Here is a 21,733-nt window from a genome sequence, read left to right as displayed (position 1 = left end):
AAGTTCATATACGGAGTGGCTCCAAAGGGTGAATGTATGAGGCATAGAGTTCAGGTGACCTGTCCGCTTTGCGGAAAGACCTTCACGCTCGAGATAGATGTGGGAACTTACGTCTCTGTGGAAAGTGCCTCCCCTGCGAAGAAGAGGGAAATACCTCTCATTCTACGCGGACATGAGGCAAAAGTAGACTTTATAAGGAGGGCTATGAGAGCTCTGGCAAGCAAAGATCCAACCGGGATGGTCGAAGTTTCTGAAATCTTGGAAATAGCGGAAAAGGTAGGTCTGAGCAAAGAAGAAGTTCAGGAAATTCTGAAGAGTGAGAAAGAAGCCGGAAATATTTACGAGCCTAAGCAGGGTGTCCTGAGCTTTACTTCTCCACCTGAGCGAGCGAAGGAATAATAGATTCAGACCGCCTGTTGCTTCTCTAACGTTAAATTCAAGACTACTTCTGCTATGTCACAGCTGTACTCGTACATTCTACGCAGACTTTCGACGATCAGGCTGATAACTATCGCGTCCGTGCGCGCTGGTTTTTTCATGATCATCTCGTCTATTTGATTCTCGGATTTTACGACGAGCTCTTTCATCCCGATGACCTCCTCGGATAACTCTGGGTCTTCTTTGAAAAGTGACTCGATTGTTTTCTCAAATGCTCTCACCACTAGGTCTTTCATTTCTGAAAGCTTCTCGACAACCGAATGATCGATTGCGCCTCGCAGTTTAATCACATTCTTGGAAATCGTGGAAGCATGATCCGCAATTCTCTCCACACTTTTGACGATCAGTCGATATCCTAAACAATCGCGCGCGCTTTCAATCCCAACATCGCGCATTATTCTGCGATCTCCTACGGCAGATTTCAGCTGCCTTATTATATACATACTAAATCTGTCCACATCATCATCTCTGACTATCACGCTTCTGGCCAGCTCGTGGTCTTTTTTGTTCAAGGCTTCTATCGAGTCTTCGATCATCGACTTTGTGATTAGCGTCATCCTCCTAACAGCGTCTCTTATCGATAATTCCGGATAGCTGAGTATCACCTTAACCACTATCTCGGTGGGGAGGTCCATAATCACCTCTGTCCCGATTAGCTTGGTTCTCACAAAATTCTTTATTAATTCGCTCTGCAGATTTGATATCCTTTCCTTCTCAGATATTATCCTGATTGTGTTATAGCCAACAAGATAGAGCGAAACTATTTTTCTAATGATCTTGTCTGGATTTTCATCGGGTAAAACCTTCAGGGTGGCTTCTCTCTCTCTTTCGTGTTCCACGGCTGACTTTCTTACAGTCAGCAACAGGGAATCATCTTGAACGATCATGTTAATGATATCCCCTGGTTTGAGTTTCATTTCAGAGGCCCACCACTTCGGAAGAGAAACGATGTAAGTGGACTTTCCGGTTAACTGGATTCTCCTGCTTTCCTCTTTTCTCTCTGCCATCGATCTATATACTTAATTTACAGGTATATAAAATATTTGGACAATCTATATAAAAGAAGCGCTTTTTCGTTACTTGGGGATAAAATGAAAGTTACGACAGTAGTTGTGGCCTCGGTGGCCCTGGGTATTGTGCTGGTTACGGTCTTTCTAGTAGGCATAAGAACGAACGAAGTAGGCGAAAATGGTTCAAACATTCAACCAAGATCGATAAACATCGCTGGCTCCACCACCGTTTTACCGATAACACAGCTTGCTGCGGAAAGATGGATGAACGCTCACCCGTACGACACTATTAATGTTTCGGGTGGCGGCTCCGGTGTCGGCATAACATCCCTAATAGAGGGTAGATGCGATATAGCCACGTCTTCAAGACGCGCAAAGAACATAGAAAATGAGAGAGCTGGAGGACGACTGGTCGAGCATAAAATCGCGCTAGACGCCCTAGCGGTGATAGTCCATCCGAGCAATCCTGTGAACAGCCTGACCTTGGAGCAGATAAAGAAGATATACACTGGAGAAATAAGGAATTGGTCGGAAGTAGGTGGACCGAATCTTACGATCGCTGTGTATACCAGAGAAACTACCTCCGGAACGTACGAATCATTCCATGAACTGGTGATGAGAGGAGAGAACATGTCCTCTTCTGTACTAACAACAATGTCGAGCGGAGAAATGCGACAAATTGTTTCAACAAACCCAAATGCAATTGGTTATGTCGGCATCAGTTATATCAGCGGTGTTAAAGCACTTGCAGTAAACGGAGTTCTTCCAACAAAACAAAACATCTTAAATGGAACGTATCCGATTTCGAGAGCTCTTTACATGTACACTATTGGAGAGCCATCTGGGCTCGCTAAAGAGTTCATAGAGTTCGTCAAGGGGCCGGAGGGGCAGAGAATTGTTGAGGAGAAGGGATTCGTGTCGCTCACGTGAGAAAACCCGTGGGCGACCATTTTTTTTCCCTAGCGGGATAACCAAGCGTGTCTTTTCCGGAAAGACCGTCACAGGTCTTTTCGCTACTTTTTCCATATTTTTCGTCTTTCTGATCTTCATATTCGTTTTTACTCAATCGATTCCGGTATTCACGAATATCGGGGTCACAAATTTTATCTTAAACCATAAGTGGCTACCTACCGCTCATCCCCCCTCCTTTGGCATCGCGCCGATGATATTGGGTAGCCTTCTCGTAACTTCGCTTGCTTTGGCAGTATCTGTTCCCTTGGCGCTGTTCGGAGCAATATACATCTCGGAAATCGCCAGCTCAAAAGTAAGAGATCTCCTCAAAACCACGGTCGAAGTGCTTTCGGCGATCCCATCCGTTGTCTACGGATTTTTTGGACTTGTAGTACTCGTGCCTTTCATTCAGAGATTTTTCGGTTTACCGACTGGACAGACTGCGCTAACTGCTGGGCTCGTGTTGGCCTTTATGATTCTTCCGACTATGCTTAGCATAATCGAGGATTCTCTACGAGCAGTTCCGAACGAATACAGAGAAGCGTCATTTGCGCTCGGTGCGACCAAATGGGAAACAATAAAAAACGCTGTGATACCGGCAGCTTCATCTGGAATCGTTGGAGGGGTCCTGCTTGGACTGGGAAGAGCCATTGGTGAAACCATTGCAGTAATGATGTTAAGCGGAGGTGCGGCCGTAATCCCTACCTCTATATTTTCTCCGGTTAGAACTATGCCGGCAACAATTGCGATTGAGATGGGTGAAGTCTCGTTCGGATCTCTTCACTACAGTGCTCTATTTGGGATAGGACTGGTGCTTTTCGCAATAACCTTTGCTGTGAATTTCATTGCAAACTGGATAATTTCAAGAAAAGTTAGGAGGGTTGCCAGATGAATTCGAGAAAAATTTCCCAAAAAATCGCGTTTCTGATAGCCCGTCTTTCGATAACGATCGTTTTGGGGTTCATAGGACTCGTGGTGTTTTTCATAGCGACAAACGGAATTGGAGTTTTGAGTTGGGAATTCCTAACCGGATTTCCGAGGGAGGGAATGACGAGGGGCGGCATTTTTCCGGCAATAGTCGGTACTCTTCTTCTAGTAACGCTCGCTGTCACCATCTCATTCCCGCTTGGTCTGATGACTGCAATTTACCTTGTAGAATACGCGAAACCAGGAAGAATTAGGGAAACTATTATCAACGCCATTTACAATCTGAATGGAATTCCTTCGATCATTTTCGGAATTTTTGGCATGGTCTTTTTCGTCAAGTTCTTGGGTTGGGGGGTCTCGCTCATATCGGCGGCCTTCACGCTAAGCCTTATGACTCTCCCAACTATAACGATAAGTTCAATGGAAGCCCTGAAGAGCATTCCAAATGAATTTAGAGAAGCGAGTCTTGCGCTTGGAGCAACCAAGTGGCAGACGATATTTAGAGTCGTGCTTCCGGCTGCGTTACCGGGCGTGATAACGGGCACTATGCTGAGTATAGGAAGAGCAGCGGGGGAGACTGCACCCATACTGTTTACGGGGGCCGTTTTTTATACAAGAGGACTACCGAACTCGATATTTGCACCTGTGATGGCTCTCCCCTATCATCTTTTTGTGCTTAACGTCGAACACCCCGATGTAACGGCTGCCAGACCAATGGCATTTGGAACAGCACTTGTTCTGATGATGCTCGTGCTTACGATGTACCTTGGAGCCTCGATCATAAGGTGGCACTATGGTAAAAAGAAGATGTGGTGATTATGAAAGACAAAATAAAGATAAAAAATCTGAACGTCTGGTTCGGTGAGGACTGGATATTAAAAAACATAAACATGAGAATCCCGGAGAATAAAATCACGGCTATTATCGGCCCATCCGGATGCGGCAAGACCACGCTTCTGAAAACGATCAATCGATTGGTCGAGATGTTTGACAGCGTGAAAGTAAGCGGAGACATCTTGCTAGATGGCAAATCAATCTACTCTCCGAAGATGGACCTCAGCGAATTGAGACAAAAAATAGGAATAGTATTCCAAAAACCCAATCCGTTTCCGAAATCGATTTTCGAAAATGTATCCTACGGATTAAAAATCAACGGCGGCCTTAGCGGGAAAGAAATCCATGAAAGAGTAGAAGAAGTTCTAAAAAAGGTCGGTTTGTGGGATGAAGTAAAGAACAAACTTGACTCTCCTGCCTTGGCGCTTTCAGGCGGGCAACAACAGAGACTCTGCATAGCCAGAGCTCTCGCCGTTGAGCCCGAGGTTCTTCTCATGGACGAACCGTGCTCCGCACTCGATCCCATCTCCACGTGGAAAATCGAGAATTTAATCTACGATTTGAAAAAGAATTATACGATTGTGATAGTTACGCATAACATACAGCAGGCGGCAAGAATTTCAGATTATGTAGCATTTCTTTACCTCGGTAAACTTGTAGAATTCGGAACCAGTCGACGAATATTCAAAAATGCTCGAAATCCAAGAACCAGATTCTATATAAAAGGAAAGTTTGGGTAGCCATAAACGAAAATTTTGGCCACCAACTGGATTTTTGGAGTCATTTCCGAAATTCCCATCATAAGGCTTAATTACTCAAACGTTGCAAAAATTTTATTTGGATTGGATGAAAAAAGCCGGAATCATTGCAGGAAGTTTGCTGCTCTTATTCTTGGGCTCTGCCTTAGTAAGTGCAACCGACCAGATCAAGGCTGGTGGCACCTACACTGTGCACGTGACATTGCGTAAGCCTCCTGGAATGTCGCTCGACAGAGGGACGTGGGAAGTCAGAGCGTATTTCTATTCCGGAACAAACTGCTTCAACGTTGGAGAATGGTGGCAGCCAACTGGATCAACTGAATATCTTTATACTGGATGGTGGACGCCAAGATATCCACCAAAGGGCGCAAAATACTCGGAGGCTTGGGTCAGTCCTGATGAAAAAAGCATAACAGCACTAGTCATCCAAGTGTTGTCCGAGAACACACAAATAGACAATTACGTGATGAGACCACCGGTGGAAGGGGAGAGCGTTACTTTGCGGGTCAGGCTGCGTCTGAAGAATATGACGTTCGAGCGAAAGGACAACTACGTGGAGTTCAAGATGGGAGGAAAAACATACAGGCCTGAAGTCGAACGTCAGGTTGGGAATACTGTCTATCTCAAGGGTGGAGGAAAGCTCGACGTAACGACCAACGAGCTCGATATCGATGTAGATACACCCGTAGTTGTTAGCGCAACCGCACCGGCAACTGGTAGCTTCTCCGCTACGGTAGACATACCCGACTGGCCAACGGTTGCGGCGGCTCCCATGTCAAATCTGCCAATAATCGCCGGAGTTGCTGTAATAATCATCTGTATCGCTGTTGCCGCAGCTCTGCTTAGGAAGAAAAAACCTGCGCAGGCTTAGAGTTCGGCTTTTTAAACCTCCTCAGAACAAGTCTGAGGAGAGCAATGTTAGAATACGATATAGTCGTTATAGGTGGAGGAGCAACTGGACTTTCGGCAGCCAAGACAGCTGCTGAGCATAACCAAAGAGTTCTTCTTCTCGAGATGCGAGCTGCGATTGGCTGGCAATCGCACCATGTGCTCTGCGAGAAAGTCCCAAAGGAATTCAAACAATCAGTCACCAGCAAGACGAGAAATCTTAAAATCATTTGTAGCTCGAAAAATATTGAAATTGAGGGGAAATTTTCTGTTCTCGATTATTCCAAACTCCTTCGTAGTATGGCAGTTGAGGCAACAAAAGCCGGGGTAGAAATCTGGACAAGCGCTCCGGTCAAAGATCTGCTAGTCGATTTTGGCAGGGTTATCGGCGTGAAAGCGGCTGGCGGCGGATGGGTCGAGGAAATCAAATCAAAAGTAGTGATAGATGCCTCAGGATCTTCGGGAGATTGGTCTGGTCTTTTTATGAAGAAATTTGCTAGTCACGAATGGTCAGGCGAGAACCTAGCTTTTCGCTGCGAATACTTAATGGCCAACGCTAACTGCGAAAAAGCTGAGATTCATTTATCCTCATATTCTGCTCCGGGAGGATTCGGCTGGATTTTCCCCGTTGAAGAGGGCTTAGCATCCACCGGTGTGCTCGGCCTGAGAATACATCCCGGAACAGCGCTGGATGAATTCATCGGAAGAGTTGCACATCCCTGTCTGAAAGGGGCATCGCCGATCGTTAGCGTTAAAACCTCTCAACCCATGTCTGGGCCGCTCACGAAGCTTTGGGAAAAAGGCATTTTGGCGGCGGGCAAGTCTGCAGGACAAATCCCACCGCTTGCGGTGAACATCCTAAGGTATGAAATCGAATGTGGGAGATTGGCTGGCGATGCTGCCAGTCTGGCGGCTGCGGGGGACTCAGAAGCTCTTTCAGAATATGACGCGAAGTGGAGAAAAACACTCGGTGAAGAGATACAGAAATACTCCAAGTTGTGGAGGGGGCTCGGAACCATGCAGGATAAAAAGGTTTCCAGATTCTTGGAGATTGTTTGCAAGAATGAGGACACTCTTAGAGATTTCGTCAAGATCCTGCTGGCCGAAACTCCACATGTCCCGCTGACGAATATCCTATCCAATAGCGAGATATCTTCAATTTTGACCCACTAGGGTGATTGTTTGATATGTCCGTCGTGCGGAAGTGCAGGAATCTTTTATGATAGAGAACGTGGAGAGCTCATCTGTACTTCCTGCGGGTTGGTGATATACGACAGGATGCCGGCTGAAGGTTCTGGAAAAAGGTGGGAAGAGGAGAACATCACATGGGTAGATCAGACTAGACATGACTTGGGAATCGGGAGCGAGATTGGAAAAACCGATAATCCTTCTCCGGCCTTCCGCTCGCAGATGCGAAGACTCAAATATCTACACCGGATTTCTAAAGTTTCCAACTGGAAAGAGCGTGGGGAGAGGGATGCCCTGATCGAAATCGACAATCTCTGCAGAAGCCTCTCTCTTCCAAGAAGCGTGAAGGTTGAGGCATGTGTGATCTACAGGAAGGCGAGGAGCATGAAACTGACAAAGGGGAGAGATCTCAGAATCGTTGTTCCGGTTGTCGTTCTCCTCGCCTGCAGGCGGCTAAAGATTCCTAGAAGTGAAAAGGAAATTTTCAAGATTGCTGCCCAGAGGCACCCGTTCGAGAAGAAACTCGTGCAGAAGATCTTCCGCAAGTTTCTCTTCGCTTTCAAGAAGGAAATGAAAATAGAAGACGGAGTCGGAGTAGAAGATTATTTAGGGAGATTTCTCACACAACTGAATGCTTCCGGCAGCACGAGCGAAATTGCTATGAAACTTTTCAAGAAATCTGGACCTAGGGCAAGAGCCAGACCGCCGGCCAATCTTTCGGCTGCCATCATATATCTCGCTGCAAAGATTTCTGGAGAAAAAATGAGCATCCGCAGGATATCCAGAATCACTGGCGTTTCCGTGAGTAGCATCTCGTCCGGAGCAAAATTCGTTGAGAAGCTTCTCCAGGAACAACAATAGCCCCATCACCGCTGACGGTCTCTGTGAAACCTCTGAAGTGGAGGTAAGCTGTGAGAGCGGAAAGTATAGCATCGATCTCGTGATCAGAACTCGGTGAGATTTTGAAACCAGCTTTTTTGAGTCTCATCAACCATTTTTCTCTATCCGGAGTGCCGAAAATCACGATCCCGGAAGTTCTCGGATGAACCTCGATGACGTTAAAGCCCGAGGAACGAAGGAGGGAGGAAATCCTTATGCCCCTTTCGGTCAGCTTACGCATTCCACCGAAAGTCGGCGGAAAGACGCGTAGACCTCGCGAGATCAAAATGCGATCGCAAAGCCTGAGATTGCCTTCCTTGGGAAAGTTGAGAGGTGCATCTATGGCGATGAGAGAAACCTTTCGCCTTGAGCACTGCTCGAGAATCTCATCGTCCGTGAAAACCGTTGCCGTTAAACATCTTTTACCCTCAAGGAATGCCAGTCCTGTCGGTCTCTTCTCACTTCCCGAGAGGTCTATTCCCCCAACCCGCACAAAAATCAAAAAATTTTTATTGTTAGAACTTCTAAAAGAGTTTGCTTTACATGAAACCGGTGGGGCCCTCCGAGGAGGTCTTTTGCCCAAATTGTAAAAGATACGTCGGAACTCTGGAAAAGTGTCCCTATTGCGGAAGTAAAGTTCCAAAAAGGCTTTCCTTCAGGTTGCTCAAGTGGGGTGGGCTCTCGGTCGCCGTTTTGGGTGTTCTTTTCCTCTGCGCGGACGTCAGAGGATTGCACATAATCGCAAAACAGCCTTATCAAATCGCAATATCCGATCTCTTCAAAGAAAACGCGACTCTTATGAACATGGGGCAAGCCGTCTTAACGGGAAAAGCCACTTTCGTGAAATTTTACGAGGATACGAATTTTCTCGGCATGTATCTCGTCGATCCGGAAAATTCGGAGGCGAGCATTTTCATCAGGGCATACGACGCAACCACGAAGGCCCTCATCAGGCTTGAAAGCGAGCGACTCGCCAAGGGCTCTCCGATTCCGGCTTTCCCAGCTGTTGGAGACATCGTGACGGTCAGAGGAAGCCTAAGGGTCAGAGCCGTCGGAGATAAAGCCAACCAGTTCCAGATGCTGATCGTTCAATATCCTGAAGGTTTCTTGAAGATAGAACGTCCGGCCGGTAGGAAAGTCAGGATACATGATGTCGTTCACTTCCCGGAAAACTTCACGGAGTATGAAAGACTCGAAGTCACAGGAAAAGTTATTTCAATAGACGACCTCGGCTTTGCAAAAAATCTGACGCTGTATGAGGTCGAAACGCAGGAGTCCATGAACATCATGATCCCCAAGTTCCTCGAGAGGTTTGGGGGTGCGTACCCAGCGATTGGTGCCAAGATAACCGTTTCCGGGGCTCTTCAAAGCTACTATGGGACACCTCAGCTTTGGGTAGCTTCTTGGGAGGACATAAAGGTGATTCCTTGAAGAAAAATGAAATCTGCCCGGTCTGCGGAAAGGAAACAGGAGGTAAAGTTCCGTGCCCACACTGCCTAACCGATACAACTAGAAAAATCCGGCTTCTGTATTTGTGGGTTATATGTGTGATTTTGGCGGTGCTTGGTGTAGGGGCTTTCCTCATGCACGTCAAGGCATCTGGGGAAGAGCCGATAAGCATCTCGCAGATCGACACGTGGATGGATTATTCTCACAACCTGATTGAGGGTACTGTAACCTCCGGGCCTCTCTATGGGAGAAACTACATATCTTTCTCCGTCTCAGACTTTAGCTCGACCGATCCAGAGATATCCACCATAGAGGTGAGGGTTTACTCTCCGGCTTTCGAAGAGTTACTCATGGAAAGAAGGATTCCACGTGTTGGCGACAGGGTGAAGATTTTCGGTCAAACGCGAGTTTTATCCGAGAGGGATAAGATGATGACTGTTTCCCTCGCCAGTGACATAAAAATCCAGCCCCTTTCACCCGTCGTCTCCACACCTTCTGACGTCTTGAGAAATGTTGCCCTGCTCTACAAGAGGGTGATGATTGAAGGGGTGGTAACCTCTATGCGGGCTCTCGGCTCTGCAAACATATATTACATCTCGGATGGTTCCTCTGAAATCCAGCTTTACGTTCCCCTTGGTCTCGAAGTTTATGTTGAAAAACGACCGCTCGGGCTGGAAGTTCTAGATAGAGTCAGGATAACTGGAGGCGTTTCTTCCTACAAGGGGACACCTCAGCTCATGGTTGGACTCTTCTCAGATATCGAAGTGTTGGGAAAAGAAGAACCGAAACTGGTCCGACTCTCTGAGATATCGGAAAACCTCATCGGAAGTTACATCCAGACATCTGGAAAAATAACACTCTCTGAGGCTGTTGGTACCACCACCAGTCTAAAGATCACAAGGAGAATCCTGTGGCTGGATAATGTAAATATGCCGAAGGCCTACATAGAAGAGGAAATCTTTCAGACTCTTCCTCCTGAAACGAAGAGGCTTGTGAGGAGGGGAAGCTCGATCGAATTCGTCGGAAAAGTTGAAAAAAGGGAGGGTAAGCTTGTGGTTACTTTCGTCGGGCCACAAATTCCTAATGTTTTGGAGGGTGAATTTCTGCCTCCCATTGCTGAGAATCTCCAGACTCTTGAGGTCGACATCTTGGCAACGGTTGCGGGTCGTATTGTCGAGATCTCGACGAGAGAAAAAGGTCTTCTCCCACCCGACAGAATTCTCATGGTCGAATCTCCATCAGGTTTGGTTCAAAAAGTTTTGATTCCAAACTTCGTCTATGAGCGACTGCCGGATCCACCCAGAGCTGGAGAGAACATCAACACCGTTGGAAAAATATCCGTGGTTGGGGGAGAAAAAGTGCTCCATGTTTGCTCGATAGAAGACATATGGAGGGTGTAAGAAGATGGAAAGCTTAGCCTATCTCCTTTGGGGTATGCTTGGTGTTCTCGCCGGGAGCTGTTTGTCCATCCTGCCGGGACTGCATCCATTGAATTTTGCTGGACTAGCCGTCGTCATCTACATTGCGTATCCTTTCAATCCTCTAGCTTTTTCGCTCTTTCTCATAGGAATGCTGGTAGCCTACTCGGTTGTAGGCATAATAACAACAACATACATGGGTTCGCCAGACGACAGTACCTTCTATATGGTTTTCCCGAACCAGAAATATTTGCTATACGGTAGGGGAGAGGAAGCTTGCCTTCTTTCTGGGCTTGGTGCAATTGGGGCAGCAATCCTTCTCGTTGCCATCTCGCCAGCCGCACCATATTTATTCCAAGTCTTCCGTAGGTTAACCACACCACACTTCGCGTGGATACTCATTGGGGTTGTGGTTTATCTTTTGATGTCTGAATGGCCAAAAGATTGGGGGAGCAGAAAAAAGACGAGGCTCGGGAGATTAGCCGATGGTTGGTCTAGCCTCGTTGCCGGGATATTTGTCTTTTTCCTCTCGATGATATTGGGCTTCATCGTTCTCAACACGCCGGTGATGCCCCCTGACAGAGCCTTCCAGAACATCCTCCCGGTTTTCGTCGGATTTTTCGCAATGCCATGGGTTCTCATGAACATCTTCTCGAATCCCAAGGTGCCTGAGCAGTCAAAATCGACTGGGATATACGCGGGATGGCAGGAAGTTGCGCATGGGACAATGGCCGGTTTTCTCGGCGGAACCTTCGCAGCCTTCCAGCCCGTGATAACGGCTGGGGTTGGGGGAGTGTTAGCCGGGCATGCTACGTCAACAAGGGGGGACACTTCGTTTATGGTTTCCGGATCTGCTGGAAGATTCGCATACTACGTCGGTGCGTTCTTCCTCTTTTGGGTTCCGCTCCTCCACCTCACACGCGGAGGGATGGCGTGGGTCACAAGCATGGTCTATCAGCCAAGATCATCTTCGGATTTCTGGCTTCTCGTTGCAACAATTGCGTTCACCACCCTCTTCGCATTCATTCTGCTCGTCTTGCTTTCGCGGTTTGTCTTCTCAAAAATGGTCACAAGAATAAGCTACAGGAAGATTTCGATTGTGGCTATGATGATAATCCTTGCGATAGTTTTCATTTTCGCTGGAGCCACAGGTCTTTTACTTTTGGTGATCACAACTGGACTTGGGCTTATTCCGCCGATGTTTAGAACCAGAAGGTTGAACTTGGTTTTGGGTTTCTTCTTCCCGATTTTCCTCAACATGGCTGGCTTGGGTGAGCAGATAGCGTGCTGGCTTGGGGGATACTGAGATGCGCGGCTTAACCCACTTCATAGTTGGACTTACGATCGCCACGTTCTTCAAGAGTCTAGTTTTCGGAGCAGCTGCTGAGGACTCCCTCATAATTTTGCTTGGTGGGATATTTGGACTTCTCCCGGATACGATCGATTTCAAATTTCTCATTTACATGGAGGAACACGACACGGTGATAGATCCTCATCCGGATAAGATCGACCCGAAAGAAATCGCGGAAAAGGTTGCGGAGGGGATAAACAAGGCTGCGGAAATGAAACCTGGCAAAATGTATAAAATAAAACTTCACACGATCAGACTTGGACCAGATCTCTGGAGACAGTACTCTGTTTTCTTCAACGCCAAGGAGAAGAAAGTTGAGGTTAGGGTTGGACCGCATGTGACAACGTCGGGCGTTCCCATTCCCGGAACAGAACCTCCGGAGGAGAAGGCCTACGCTTCCGCGAAATTCAAGCCAAACATCATCGAAACGTACGGAAAGCCGACGGAGATAAAAGGTTTTGGAGGACCTTCTTTCGGATTTCTCAAGCGGGAGGACGGATCCGTCGAAATAATCTTCATTCCCTTCCACAGACGGGCCGGTCACAGCATAACGCTCGGACTTTTGCTTTCCGCTGTGGTCGGAGCTATTTTGAGAAACTGGATAGCATGGCTCGTCGCATTCTTGGGTTGGCTTGGGCATATCATCTTTGATTCTTATGGCCATATGGGTGGGAATCTCTTCTGGCCATTTACGAAAAAGAGATTGGGTGGTCTTCAGTTGGTTTCTGCTTCCGATCCGTTCTGGAATTCTCTCATAGTTTACTCTTGTATGGCGATAATCCTCTGGAATCTCAACAAATACAATGCTTTGGTGAGTTCTTCGTATGCCGTACCTGCGATATTAAGGCTCGGACTGCCGATTTACCTTTTGCTCATTATTTGCGTTCCGTGGTCGATAATAGGGATTGTTTATCTCTGGCTGAGGGGAAGAGCAGCTGCCGGTGAAGTTGCGACTCCTGCAACGGCTGGTGTGGCGGCGGTGGCAGAAGAGGAAAGAGAACCGGATGAAGATTTGTTTGTGCCAACAGTGCCGAAGCCACCGCTCATACTCAGAATTCTGGGAATTTCCGTCCTCTTTATCCTGTTCGGATTTCTGTTCTGGCTTGGACCATCTCTTTAAAGTTTTAAACTTGTGTCTGACAGAGTATAGGAATGGTGGGGCCGTAGTGTAGCTTGGTTATCACGGCGGGCTCCAGTGGAATGAGGTGGGTCTGCTGACGAAAAGATGATGACCCACTGGAGCCGGTGAGACCCGCAAACCCGGGTTCAAATCCTGGCGGCCCCACCACTGCCGGCATTGAATTCCCCTTTATCATCTTTTTGAGTATTCTGGAGGTATGGTTTCGGCAAAGCGAGTTAAAGAGGGTGGATCTCCCAACACATCCTGCGTCTAATTATCTCCAGCAAAAAACGAAACTTGCTAACGATTCGGCCAGGTTATGTCATCCTCGTCCCAAACCCTCACGCGGATGTGCTTCGAACAATGAATCGGTCTAACTTTTCCGACAGCCTCAGCCCTGAAAAATGTCGATTTATACCAAGAGACATCCGGCGGAAGCTCATACTTAAACTTCAACTTCTTCAGAATTGGCTCCTCGTACGGAAAACCTATGTGGTAATCTTGGGTAGGATAGCTCGAGTGCTCCCTCACGGCATCTGTGATCGCAAGATTCATTCTGTAGAGAAGTCCCTGAACCCAAAGCCATTTTTTTGGCGAAGCCTCGAGCGTTGTCAAACCGAAATATCCGGCTGAATCCGTAGGTTTGAGAGCACAAGCGGCTCTGCATAGGAAAGCCTTGAGCCCAGAAACCGTCTCGAGCGGGTCTGTGACAAAAACATCGAACTTCCGTCTCAAATCTTTTGGAAGAGGCTCCGCGACATCATGATGTATAAACTCCACCGACTTTACCCCATCCTCACGCAAAGCCTTCCGCATGAATTCTCCCAATCTCTCATCAATATCCAACACAACGATTCTCTCTGGGAGTCCCGTCAGGGCCAGGGCCAAGCTCACAAGGTCGTCATCTCCGATCAGGATTATTGACTTTCCCTCCACGTCACCATACATATCCATCAAAGCAATTCGGGCTAGAACATCCTCGGGGCGCATATATCCTTGGAAAAACTTGACCTCCGGTTTAGGCCTATCCCTGAGCAACCGTTTAAATCTTTTCTCTATAAAAACATGATTTTTTGGAAGAACACGTCTTCCATCACATTTCGGGCACACAATCGAGCTAAAACCATCTGCCCCAATTTTTTCCTTGAGATATATATACTTCCCATCCGTCGAGATCTTCCCCTCGTCATAGAGTCTGTTTATATCAGAGATGAAGTCTCGCAGAGTCCAATGATACGACGCGAGAAGCTCCCAAAGAGTCTTCTTACCTCCCGCCAGCTCTCGCAGAATTTTCTTTTCTCTCGAGTAGCTTCTCATACTCAAGCCTCCCTATGATCTTCATCTTCACCTTTTTCGGAGAAAACTCCTTTCTCAACAACTCGAGCGTCTCCTTTGCTTTCCGATTTTTCCCACATGTAAAGATATCCACAGCCATGTAGCAAACTTCTGGCCAAGTGTGAATCGCCAGATGCGATTCCATCAAAAGATAAACGCAGGTGACTCCATACGGCTTAAACTGATGATATGCCGAAGAAACCACGTTTAAACCGCTTTTCTTCACTACTCTCTCTACTATCGGCTTCAATTGCTTTATTGTTGCAATTTTCTCCTCTTTCACCCCTAAGAATTCGGCGATAATGTGGAGCCCCATGCCCACCACCCCACATTACCGCTTTCACGCCATCACGCCAAAATTATTTTATTTTCGCGAAACTTAAAAAGATTTTCTCAATAAACCAAAAAAGAAAGAAAAACTAGAATATTTCCTGACCTATTCTGATAATTTTTGCCCATAAGCGACATCTGTGGCTTTCAACATTTGTGTTTGGAAAAACAGGATATGCAAAGCCTTTTTCCGCATCCAGAGCAAGTTGTTATTTTCTCCGGATCCTTCACGTTTTTCCCGCAAGCAGAGCACTTCGGCACCCTCCTCACCCCATATTTTTCTCCGCAGAAAATCTAAAATAAAAAGCTAATATGATTTGAGCGACGGGCCACACCGACTCGGCTGGAGGTGACTCTTCCTCGACAAGCAAAAGAGTCTCGGCTTTTAAATTCTCCTCATCGTCTCGGCTCGCCGCTCTATTAGCGTGACCGCCCCAATAATAATTAAACACGAACGGGCTTATATAGCTGCCGGAGAAAAGTCAAACGATGGGATCCGTGGAATCGCAAGTTGGAAGGGAAGAAGTAATCGTCCAATCCGTCCAGAGGTGGTTAAACAATCCCCTTTCCAGATTTGCCCTACGATTCGTTTGCGGCAAAAGTAGAAAAGGTGGTAGTAGGCTGGACAAGGCTATCAGAGCATACATTGGTGAGAAAACAGACGCAGACATCCGCGACAGGCTGGCATCGATTGTTGTAAAAACCGTCATAAAGAGAGGAGCCACAGCTTTCGGATATCCGGAGGAAGAGCTCAAAAAACATCTCAGAGACCCCGTGATAAGACGGGGGATGGTGAACGTTCTCGAGGGAATAGCGAAATTTGGAGCAGAGCGCCCCTTCACATCTGCTTCCCCGTTTCTTGTCGTTTGGAACTACACGCGCGCCTGTAACCTCTGGTGTAAGCACTGCTATGAGAACGCGGGAGGAGGTCAAGCGAGCGATGAGCTGACGACAGAGGAAGCAAAACGAGTGATCGATCAGTTTGAGGAAGCCGGAGTCGTTGCCATAGCATTTTCCGGTGGAGAACCACTCGTTCGCAAGGATATCTGGGAGGTAGCTGGCTACGCGAAGGAAAAGGGATTTTTCGTCTCTATGGCAACGAACGGAACTCTGATAACGCCGGACGTTGCAAAAAAAGTCAAAGAAATCTTTGACTACGTGGAGATTTCGCTTGATGGGATAGAGAAGACCCACGACGAGTTCCGCGGAATTCCAGGCGTTTGGAGGAAGACATGCGAGGGTATAAAAAATTGTGTGGCGGAGGGCATTGACACCTGCGTAGCTATCACGGCAACGAAAATGAACTATCGGGAGATCCCCCAGCTCGTTGATTTCGCAGAAAAGGAGCTGGGCGTGAAAAGGGTGATAATATTTAACTATGTCCCGGTTGGCAGAGGAAAAGAAATCGTGGAGCAGGACCTCGAACCGGAAGAAAGGGAAGAACTCCTAAAGTTCCTCTACCTGAAGATGATAAACAGCAATGGTGGACTCATTTGCTACTCAACCGCACCACAGTACTCCGTCGTCTCTCTAAAATTTGCTTGCGGACTCTACGGAAATGTTGTTTCAGCATATGGAGGGATCGTCGCAACCCACTTCACATCAGAAGGACTCTTACAAGCTCTGCGCGGAAAAACCGAAAGCCTCGCAGACTTCCTCGGAGGATGTGGAGCAGGGAGACTTTACTGCGGGCTAGAGCCGAACGGAGATATTACCCCTTGTGTTTTCATGCCAATCAAGCTTGGAAACATAAAAACTGACGATTTGAAGGAGATTTGGGAAAAATCCGAAGTCTTGTGGAAACTCAGGAATAGAAATGCCCTTTTAGGATGTGGAAACTGCGAGTATAGGTTTGTCTGCGGTGGATGTCGGGCAAGAGCGTACGGATATTACGGAGACGTTAGCGGGCCCGATCCGGGATGCGTATATAATCTGTACTACTGGAATTCGTTAAAGAGCGAGACGAGCAAACAAAAGGAAACCGCTCAGGGATGAAAAATGGAGGAAATCGCGAAAGGAGAACTTTGTGGCGACCGCGTGATCGTTGCGGATAACCTCGCGGCAAACAGGATATATCAGAAGGGATTCTTCGGAAAACTTCTTGGAGATGGAAAATTACAGCTCGCGCCTGTTGAAACCCTATTCCTCGTTGAGAAGGGAAAGCTCGAAGTTTACGAACGCGGAGAGAAGTTAGATTTCAATCAGCTGATGGCTAAATTTTCGAAAAAAGACAAACTACTTCCACTTAAGTACGCGGCATACTCAGACTTGCGCGGCAGAGGATACATAGTAAGAACAGGCTTAAAGTTTGGAGCACACTTCAGAGTTTATGAGAAAGGAGAAAAACCGCCGGAATCTCACTCGAAATTCTTGGTGAGAGTAGTCCCGGAGCACGCCAGGTTTAGTGTAAGCGATATCTCTGGCGACGTCAGAGTGGCGCAAAGCGTGCGTAAAAAAATATTATATGCCATCGTCGATGATGAGGGAGACGTAACATACTATTCGTTAAACAGGGAGCGGCTCTGAATGCCGGTCAGAATCGATCCTTGGCAGGCCACACTTCCGGAGAACTATGCGAGGCTAATGGAGGAGTTTGGAATATCCCCATTTGAGGAACTCCTTCCAGATATCCCAAACCCAATGACTATAATGAGGAGAAAGATAATTTTCGGCCACAGAGATTTTCGAAGAATTTTGGAAAAAATCTTACGCGGAGAAGAGTTCGCGGTCATGACGGGTCTGATGCCGAGCGGAAAGATGCACCTCGGCCACAAAATGGTGATAGATCAGCTCATCTGGTACTCGAAGATAAAAGGTTCAAAGATATTTCTCTGTGTCGCCGATTTAGAGGCATATTCTGCGAGAGATCTATCGCTTGAGGAAGCTAGAAAAATAGCGATCGAAGAATATCTGGCCAACTACGATGCTTTAGGACTTGATCTCTCGAGATGCCGCGTTTACTTTCAGTCAACGGATGAGCATGTCAAGAAACTCGCCTTCCTCCTCTCCAAAAAAGTCAACTTCAGCGAGTTAAGGGCGATCTACGGATTTTCCGGAGAATCCAGCCTTTCCTCGATATACTATCCGATCATCGACGTGGCGGACATCCTTCACCCCCAACTACCCGAATTCTGCGGACCGATACCGACGGTCATTCCGGTCGGAATCGATCAAGACCCACACATAAGACTGGCGAGAGATATAGCAAATAGATTCCAGAGAGATTTTGGATTCATTCCTCCATCAGCAACCTATCACAAACTCTTGCCGGGGCTGATCGAGGAGAAAATGTCAAGCAGTAAACCAGAAAGCGCTGTGTTTCTCACAGACGACGACGAAACCGTGAGGAGAAAGATCATGAATGCGTTCACCGGTGGAAAGCCAACGGCCAGAGAACAAAGAGAAAAAGGAGGAAATCCGGACATATGTAGAGTTTTCGATCTATATTTCTATCACTTGATACCCAGCGATGAGAAACTTCTTGAAATCAGAGAGATGTGCATGAACGGGAAAATGATCTGCGGGGAATGCAAGCAGATGGCTATAGAACTCCTCCTCGACTTTCTGAAGGAGCACAGAAAGAGATATGCGAGTTCTCTTGAACGTGTTGCCAAACTGATCGAAAACATCGAATGAAAGGGATAAAATCTGGAAAATCGAAATTTAAGTGCGCGATGAGGAACTTGGCTTGTCTGATCCAGATGATGAAGATCTTGAGTTCTGAGCGCTTTCTTCAAACCTGTGAAGATACTTCTTCCTGAGTTCTGGGTCTATCCTTTTGAGTTCGCTCTCAGGCAATAGGCGAAGGAGTTCCCAGCCGAGATCTAGAGTCACTTCGATCGGTCTGTTCTCATAAACTCCCTGATTAACGAATTTCCTCTCGAAGTTATCCGCAAACTGAAGATATTTTCTATCTCTGTCCGTCAAGGCTTCCTCCCCGACAATTGCCACGAAAGATCTTATGTCTCTTCCTTCCGCGTAGGCCGCGTATAGCTGACTTGAGAGATCTGCGTGATCTTCTCTTGTTTTACCCTTACCAATTCCATCCTTCATCAACCTCGAAAGAGAGGGAAGAACGTTTATTGGGGGGTATATCCCTTTATGGTGAAGTTCTCTGTCAAAAACTATTTGGCCCTCCGTGATGTATCCAGTCAGATCTGGGATTGGATGGGTTATGTCATCACCAGGCATCGTGAGGATGGGGAGCTGGGTCACAGAACCTTTTCTTCCTCTTATCCTTCCTGCCCTTTCGTAAATTGACGCCAAGTCTGTGTACATATACCCTGGATACCCCCTTCTCCCAGGGACCTCATGCCTTGCCGCGGAAATTTCACGAAGAGCCTCACAATAGTTTGTGATGTTTGTAAGAATCACTAAAACATGCATTTGTTGCTTGAAAGCAAGATATTCTGCGGCGGTCAAAGCAAGTCTCGGTGTTAAAATACGCTCAATCGCCGGATCATTCGCTAAATTCAGAAAAACCACAGATCTCTCGAGACTAGTTTGGAGCTCTTTGATGAAGAAGGCTGCCTCTTCATGAGTGATCCCTATCCCGCAGAAAACTACGGCGAATCTCTCTTCCTCTCCCAAAACTCTGGCCTGCCTGGCTATCTGCGCTGCAAGTTGGTTGTGCGGTAAACCGGAACCCGAAAAAATTGGCAACTTTTGTCCTCTGACCAGAGTGTTCATCCCGTCTATTGCGGAGATTCCGGTTTGAATGAATTCGCTCGGATATTCGCGTGAGGCCGGATTCATGGGTGGAGCGTAGACATCCCACACATCCTCAGCGATTGGCCTCGGGCCACCGTCTATCGGGTCTCCTCTTCCGTTAAAGATTCTTCCCAAGAGTTCGAGACCCACACCGAGTTTAATCGTTTCCCCTGTAAATCTCACCCTCGTTTTAACCGTGTCTATTCCGGAGGTTCCTTCGTAAACCTGAACAACTGCTCTGTCACTGTATGAATCGAGAACCTGTCCGCGTTTCACCTCACCAGATGGCGTTACGATCTCAACGACTTCTCCGTAAGCCGCGCCCTTGATTCCCTCTACGACTATCAGAGGACCGGAAACTTCCCTGACGGTTGCATACTCAATGCTTCTCAAGATTTCACACCCTCAAACAGACTGTTGAACTGCTCTTTAACTTCTCTTTCAATCTTCCTGAACTCTGTCTCCCATTTGTCAATCGGTATCCTCTTCATATCTGCGATTCTCAAACGCACGGGAAGAGATGATATTTTTTCCAACGGAATTCCGCGTGAAACCGCATCAAGGCTCAAACGATGGAACATGAGAATTATTTTGAACATTCCGATTTGCTTCTCCGGCATACAGAAGCTGTCTACTTCGTGAAAAGCGAATTGTTGAAGGAAATCCTCCCTCAACATTCTTGCAGACTCGAGAAGAGCTCTATCGTGTTCGGGCAGAGCGTCCGGGCCAACAAGCCTAACGATCTCTTGGAGTTCCGCCTCCTTCTGAAGAAGCGCCATTGCTTCCTCTCTCATGACTCTCCAATCCTCCCCGAAGTTTTTCTTCCACCAGTCTGCCACTTGGTCAACATAGAAAGAATAGCTCCTCAGCCAATGAACAGCGGGGAAGTGCCTCCTGTCGGCAAGAGAAGCGTCCAGAGCCCAAAGAACCTTTACGATTCTGAGCGTATTCTGGGTGACTGGCTCGGAGAAGTCACCACCAGGCGGGGAAACCGCGCCGAGAACCGTGACAGAGCCCTCTATATCGGAGAGTGTTATCACGCGTCCGGCTCTCTCGTAGAATTCTGCAAGACGGGAAGCCAGATAAGCTGGATATCCCTCTTCTCCAGGCATTTCCTCAAGCCTACCTGATATCTCCCTCATCGCCTCCGCCCATCGTGAGGTCGAGTCTGCCATCAGAACAACATCGTAGCCCATGTCTCGGAAATATTCGGCTATCGTTATTCCGGTATACACGCTTGCCTCTCTAGCGGCGACCGGCATGTTTGAGGTGTTCGCAACAAGAATCGTCCGCTCCATTAGAGATCTCCCGCTTCTCGGATCTTTCAGTTTTGGAAAGTGAACTAAAACATCACACATCTCGTTTCCCCTCTCACCACAACCAACGTAAACAACTATGTCGGCGGCGGCCCACTTCGCCACTTGATGAAGAAACACAGTTTTGCCCGTCCCAAAACCTCCTGGAACCGCAACGGTGCCTCCCTTGGCTACGGGGAAGAAAATGTCTGCAACTCTCTGACCAGTTATCAACGGTTCTTCCGGTTCGAGTTTCTTCTTGTAGGGTCTCGGTCTCCTGACTGGCCATTTTTGCATCATTTTAAGCTCTGTCTCCCCTTCTGTTGTCTTCAAAATGCAAATGGGCTCTTCCACGCTAAAACGTCCATCATATATCTCCCTGACGGTGCCGCTTATCCCGGGTGGAACGAGAATTCTGTGCTCAACGATTTCTGTTTCCTTTACGGTTCCGATTATAAAACCCTCTTTTATTTCTTGACCTTTTTTCACTTTAGGCACGAATTCCCATTTCTTATCCCGCGGAAGAGCTGGAGCTGAAACTCCCCGAACGATGAAATCTCCGACCTGGGATTTGATGACCTCCAGCGGTCTTTGTATGCCGTCGTATATTGAACTAGCGAGTCCAGGACCCAGTTCTACCGAGAGCGGTGAGCCGGTTCCTTCAACCTTTTCACCCGGTCGGATGCCGGTAGTCTCCTCATAAACCTGAATAACCGCCTTTCCGCCCTGAAGACCGATTATTTCTCCTATCAAACCCTCCTCACCCACCCTGACCATTTCATACATCTTTGAACCTTCCATGCCTTCTGCGATGACAACTGGTCCGGTTATTCTGAGGATTTTTCCCATCAT

General features: G+C 47.4%; 21 protein-coding genes and 1 tRNA gene. 16 read left to right on the top strand and 6 right to left on the bottom strand.

Annotation, left to right across the window (positions count from 1 at the left end):
- The first annotated feature begins 36 nt into the window (after positions 1 to 36).
- Positions 37 to 399, top strand: coding sequence for a hypothetical protein (locus QXF64_03790; protein MEM1689606.1), 363 nt, complete (start codon positions 37 to 39; stop codon positions 397 to 399).
- Positions 400 to 404: 5 nt separating this feature from the next.
- On the opposite strand, the gene QXF64_03785 is transcribed toward QXF64_03790, so the two are convergent.
- Positions 405 to 1,445 carry a phosphate uptake regulator PhoU gene (locus QXF64_03785; protein MEM1689605.1) on the bottom strand — a complete coding sequence of 347 codons (1,041 nt, stop codon included), beginning with the start codon at positions 1,443 to 1,445 and terminating at the stop codon, positions 405 to 407.
- An 84-nt stretch (positions 1,446 to 1,529) separates the two neighbouring features.
- Between QXF64_03785 and QXF64_03780 the strand changes: the two genes are divergently transcribed.
- The 7 genes from QXF64_03780 to QXF64_03750 all read left to right on the top strand — a co-directional run bounded on the left by QXF64_03780 (position 1,530) and on the right by QXF64_03750 (position 7,855).
- A complete protein-coding gene (locus QXF64_03780; GenBank protein MEM1689604.1) occupies positions 1,530 to 2,378 on the top strand; it encodes a phosphate ABC transporter substrate-binding protein in 849 nt (282 codons plus the stop codon).
- On the top strand, positions 2,344 to 3,291 hold the full coding sequence (gene pstC / locus QXF64_03775; GenBank protein MEM1689603.1) for a phosphate ABC transporter permease subunit PstC: 948 nt from the start codon (positions 2,344 to 2,346) through the stop codon (positions 3,289 to 3,291). Before QXF64_03780 ends, pstC begins: the two co-directional genes overlap by 35 nt.
- Positions 3,288 to 4,142, top strand: a complete 855-nt coding sequence (gene pstA, locus QXF64_03770) for a phosphate ABC transporter permease PstA (protein ID MEM1689602.1) — start codon at positions 3,288 to 3,290, stop codon at positions 4,140 to 4,142. Before pstC ends, pstA begins: the two co-directional genes overlap by 4 nt.
- Before the next feature lie 2 nt (positions 4,143 to 4,144).
- Positions 4,145 to 4,900: a phosphate ABC transporter ATP-binding protein PstB gene (gene pstB / locus QXF64_03765; GenBank protein MEM1689601.1), complete on the top strand. Its 756-nt coding sequence runs from the start codon at positions 4,145 to 4,147 to the stop codon at positions 4,898 to 4,900.
- Positions 4,901 to 5,006: 106 nt separating this feature from the next.
- Positions 5,007 to 5,789: a hypothetical protein gene (locus tag QXF64_03760; protein ID MEM1689600.1), complete on the top strand. Its 783-nt coding sequence runs from the start codon at positions 5,007 to 5,009 to the stop codon at positions 5,787 to 5,789.
- Between the two features lie 44 nt (positions 5,790 to 5,833).
- Complete coding sequence (locus tag QXF64_03755) at positions 5,834 to 6,979, top strand: NAD(P)/FAD-dependent oxidoreductase (protein MEM1689599.1); 1,146 nt, start codon at positions 5,834 to 5,836, stop codon at positions 6,977 to 6,979.
- 9 nt (positions 6,980 to 6,988) lie between these two features.
- Positions 6,989 to 7,855, top strand: coding sequence for a transcription initiation factor IIB family protein (locus tag QXF64_03750; GenBank protein ID MEM1689598.1), 867 nt, complete (start codon positions 6,989 to 6,991; stop codon positions 7,853 to 7,855).
- Here the strand turns inward: QXF64_03750 and QXF64_03745 are convergent.
- On the bottom strand, positions 7,782 to 8,366 hold the full coding sequence (locus tag QXF64_03745; GenBank protein MEM1689597.1) for a DUF429 domain-containing protein: 585 nt from the start codon (positions 8,364 to 8,366) through the stop codon (positions 7,782 to 7,784). The two genes, QXF64_03750 and QXF64_03745, sit on opposite strands and share 74 nt — an antisense overlap.
- Positions 8,367 to 8,416: 50 nt before the next feature.
- Between QXF64_03745 and QXF64_03740 the strand changes: the two genes are divergently transcribed.
- The 5 genes from QXF64_03740 (at position 8,417) to QXF64_03720 (ending at position 13,379) form a co-directional block, all read left to right on the top strand.
- Entirely contained in the window at positions 8,417 to 9,304 is an 888-nt protein-coding gene (locus QXF64_03740; protein MEM1689596.1) for a hypothetical protein, read from the top strand.
- A complete protein-coding gene (locus QXF64_03735) occupies positions 9,301 to 10,722 on the top strand; it encodes a hypothetical protein (protein ID MEM1689595.1) in 1,422 nt (473 codons plus the stop codon). Before QXF64_03740 ends, QXF64_03735 begins: the two co-directional genes overlap by 4 nt.
- A 4-nt stretch (positions 10,723 to 10,726) precedes the next feature.
- Complete coding sequence (locus tag QXF64_03730) at positions 10,727 to 12,046, top strand: tripartite tricarboxylate transporter permease (GenBank protein ID MEM1689594.1); 1,320 nt, start codon at positions 10,727 to 10,729, stop codon at positions 12,044 to 12,046.
- A 1-nt stretch (position 12,047) separates the two neighbouring features.
- A complete protein-coding gene (locus QXF64_03725) occupies positions 12,048 to 13,211 on the top strand; it encodes a metal-dependent hydrolase (GenBank protein MEM1689593.1) in 1,164 nt (387 codons plus the stop codon).
- 37 nt (positions 13,212 to 13,248) lie between these two features.
- Positions 13,249 to 13,379 (top strand) — tRNA-Trp (locus tag QXF64_03720).
- Positions 13,380 to 13,511: 132 nt separating this feature from the next.
- On the opposite strand, the gene QXF64_03715 is transcribed toward QXF64_03720, so the two are convergent.
- Together QXF64_03715 and speD are read right to left on the bottom strand one after the other, a co-directional pair.
- A complete protein-coding gene (locus QXF64_03715; protein MEM1689592.1) occupies positions 13,512 to 14,528 on the bottom strand; it encodes a bis-aminopropyl spermidine synthase family protein in 1,017 nt (338 codons plus the stop codon).
- A complete protein-coding gene (speD, locus tag QXF64_03710; GenBank protein ID MEM1689591.1) occupies positions 14,476 to 14,862 on the bottom strand; it encodes an adenosylmethionine decarboxylase in 387 nt (128 codons plus the stop codon). The genes QXF64_03715 and speD overlap by 53 nt, the downstream gene beginning before the upstream one ends.
- 503 nt (positions 14,863 to 15,365) lie before the next feature.
- Between speD and QXF64_03705 the strand changes: the two genes are divergently transcribed.
- From QXF64_03705 to QXF64_03695, 3 genes are read left to right on the top strand one after another with little or no spacing between them, the layout of a single operon-like run.
- Positions 15,366 to 16,871, top strand: coding sequence for a radical SAM protein (locus tag QXF64_03705; GenBank protein MEM1689590.1), 1,506 nt, complete (start codon positions 15,366 to 15,368; stop codon positions 16,869 to 16,871).
- Positions 16,872 to 16,874: 3 nt separating this feature from the next.
- Complete coding sequence (gene endA, locus QXF64_03700; GenBank protein MEM1689589.1) at positions 16,875 to 17,402, top strand: tRNA-intron lyase; 528 nt, start codon at positions 16,875 to 16,877, stop codon at positions 17,400 to 17,402.
- Positions 17,403 to 18,512, top strand: coding sequence for a tryptophan--tRNA ligase (locus QXF64_03695; GenBank protein MEM1689588.1), 1,110 nt, complete (start codon positions 17,403 to 17,405; stop codon positions 18,510 to 18,512).
- 27 nt (positions 18,513 to 18,539) lie between these two features.
- Here the strand turns inward: QXF64_03695 and QXF64_03690 are convergent, their stop codons facing one another.
- Together QXF64_03690 and QXF64_03685 are read right to left on the bottom strand one after the other, a co-directional pair.
- The gene (locus QXF64_03690) at positions 18,540 to 19,979 is read right to left on the bottom strand and encodes a V-type ATP synthase subunit B (GenBank protein ID MEM1689587.1); all 1,440 of its coding nucleotides are present in this window, start codon (positions 19,977 to 19,979) and stop codon (positions 18,540 to 18,542) included.
- Positions 19,976 to 21,733, bottom strand: a complete 1,758-nt coding sequence (locus tag QXF64_03685) for an ATP synthase subunit A (protein MEM1689586.1) — start codon at positions 21,731 to 21,733, stop codon at positions 19,976 to 19,978. Before QXF64_03685 ends, QXF64_03690 begins: the two co-directional genes overlap by 4 nt.

Source organism: Candidatus Hadarchaeales archaeon, from assembly GCA_038823825.1.
In the GTDB taxonomy this organism is placed as follows: domain Archaea; phylum Hadarchaeota; class Hadarchaeia; order Hadarchaeales; family Hadarchaeaceae; genus JAVZGN01.
This window is presented reverse-complemented; position numbering and strand designations above follow the sequence as displayed.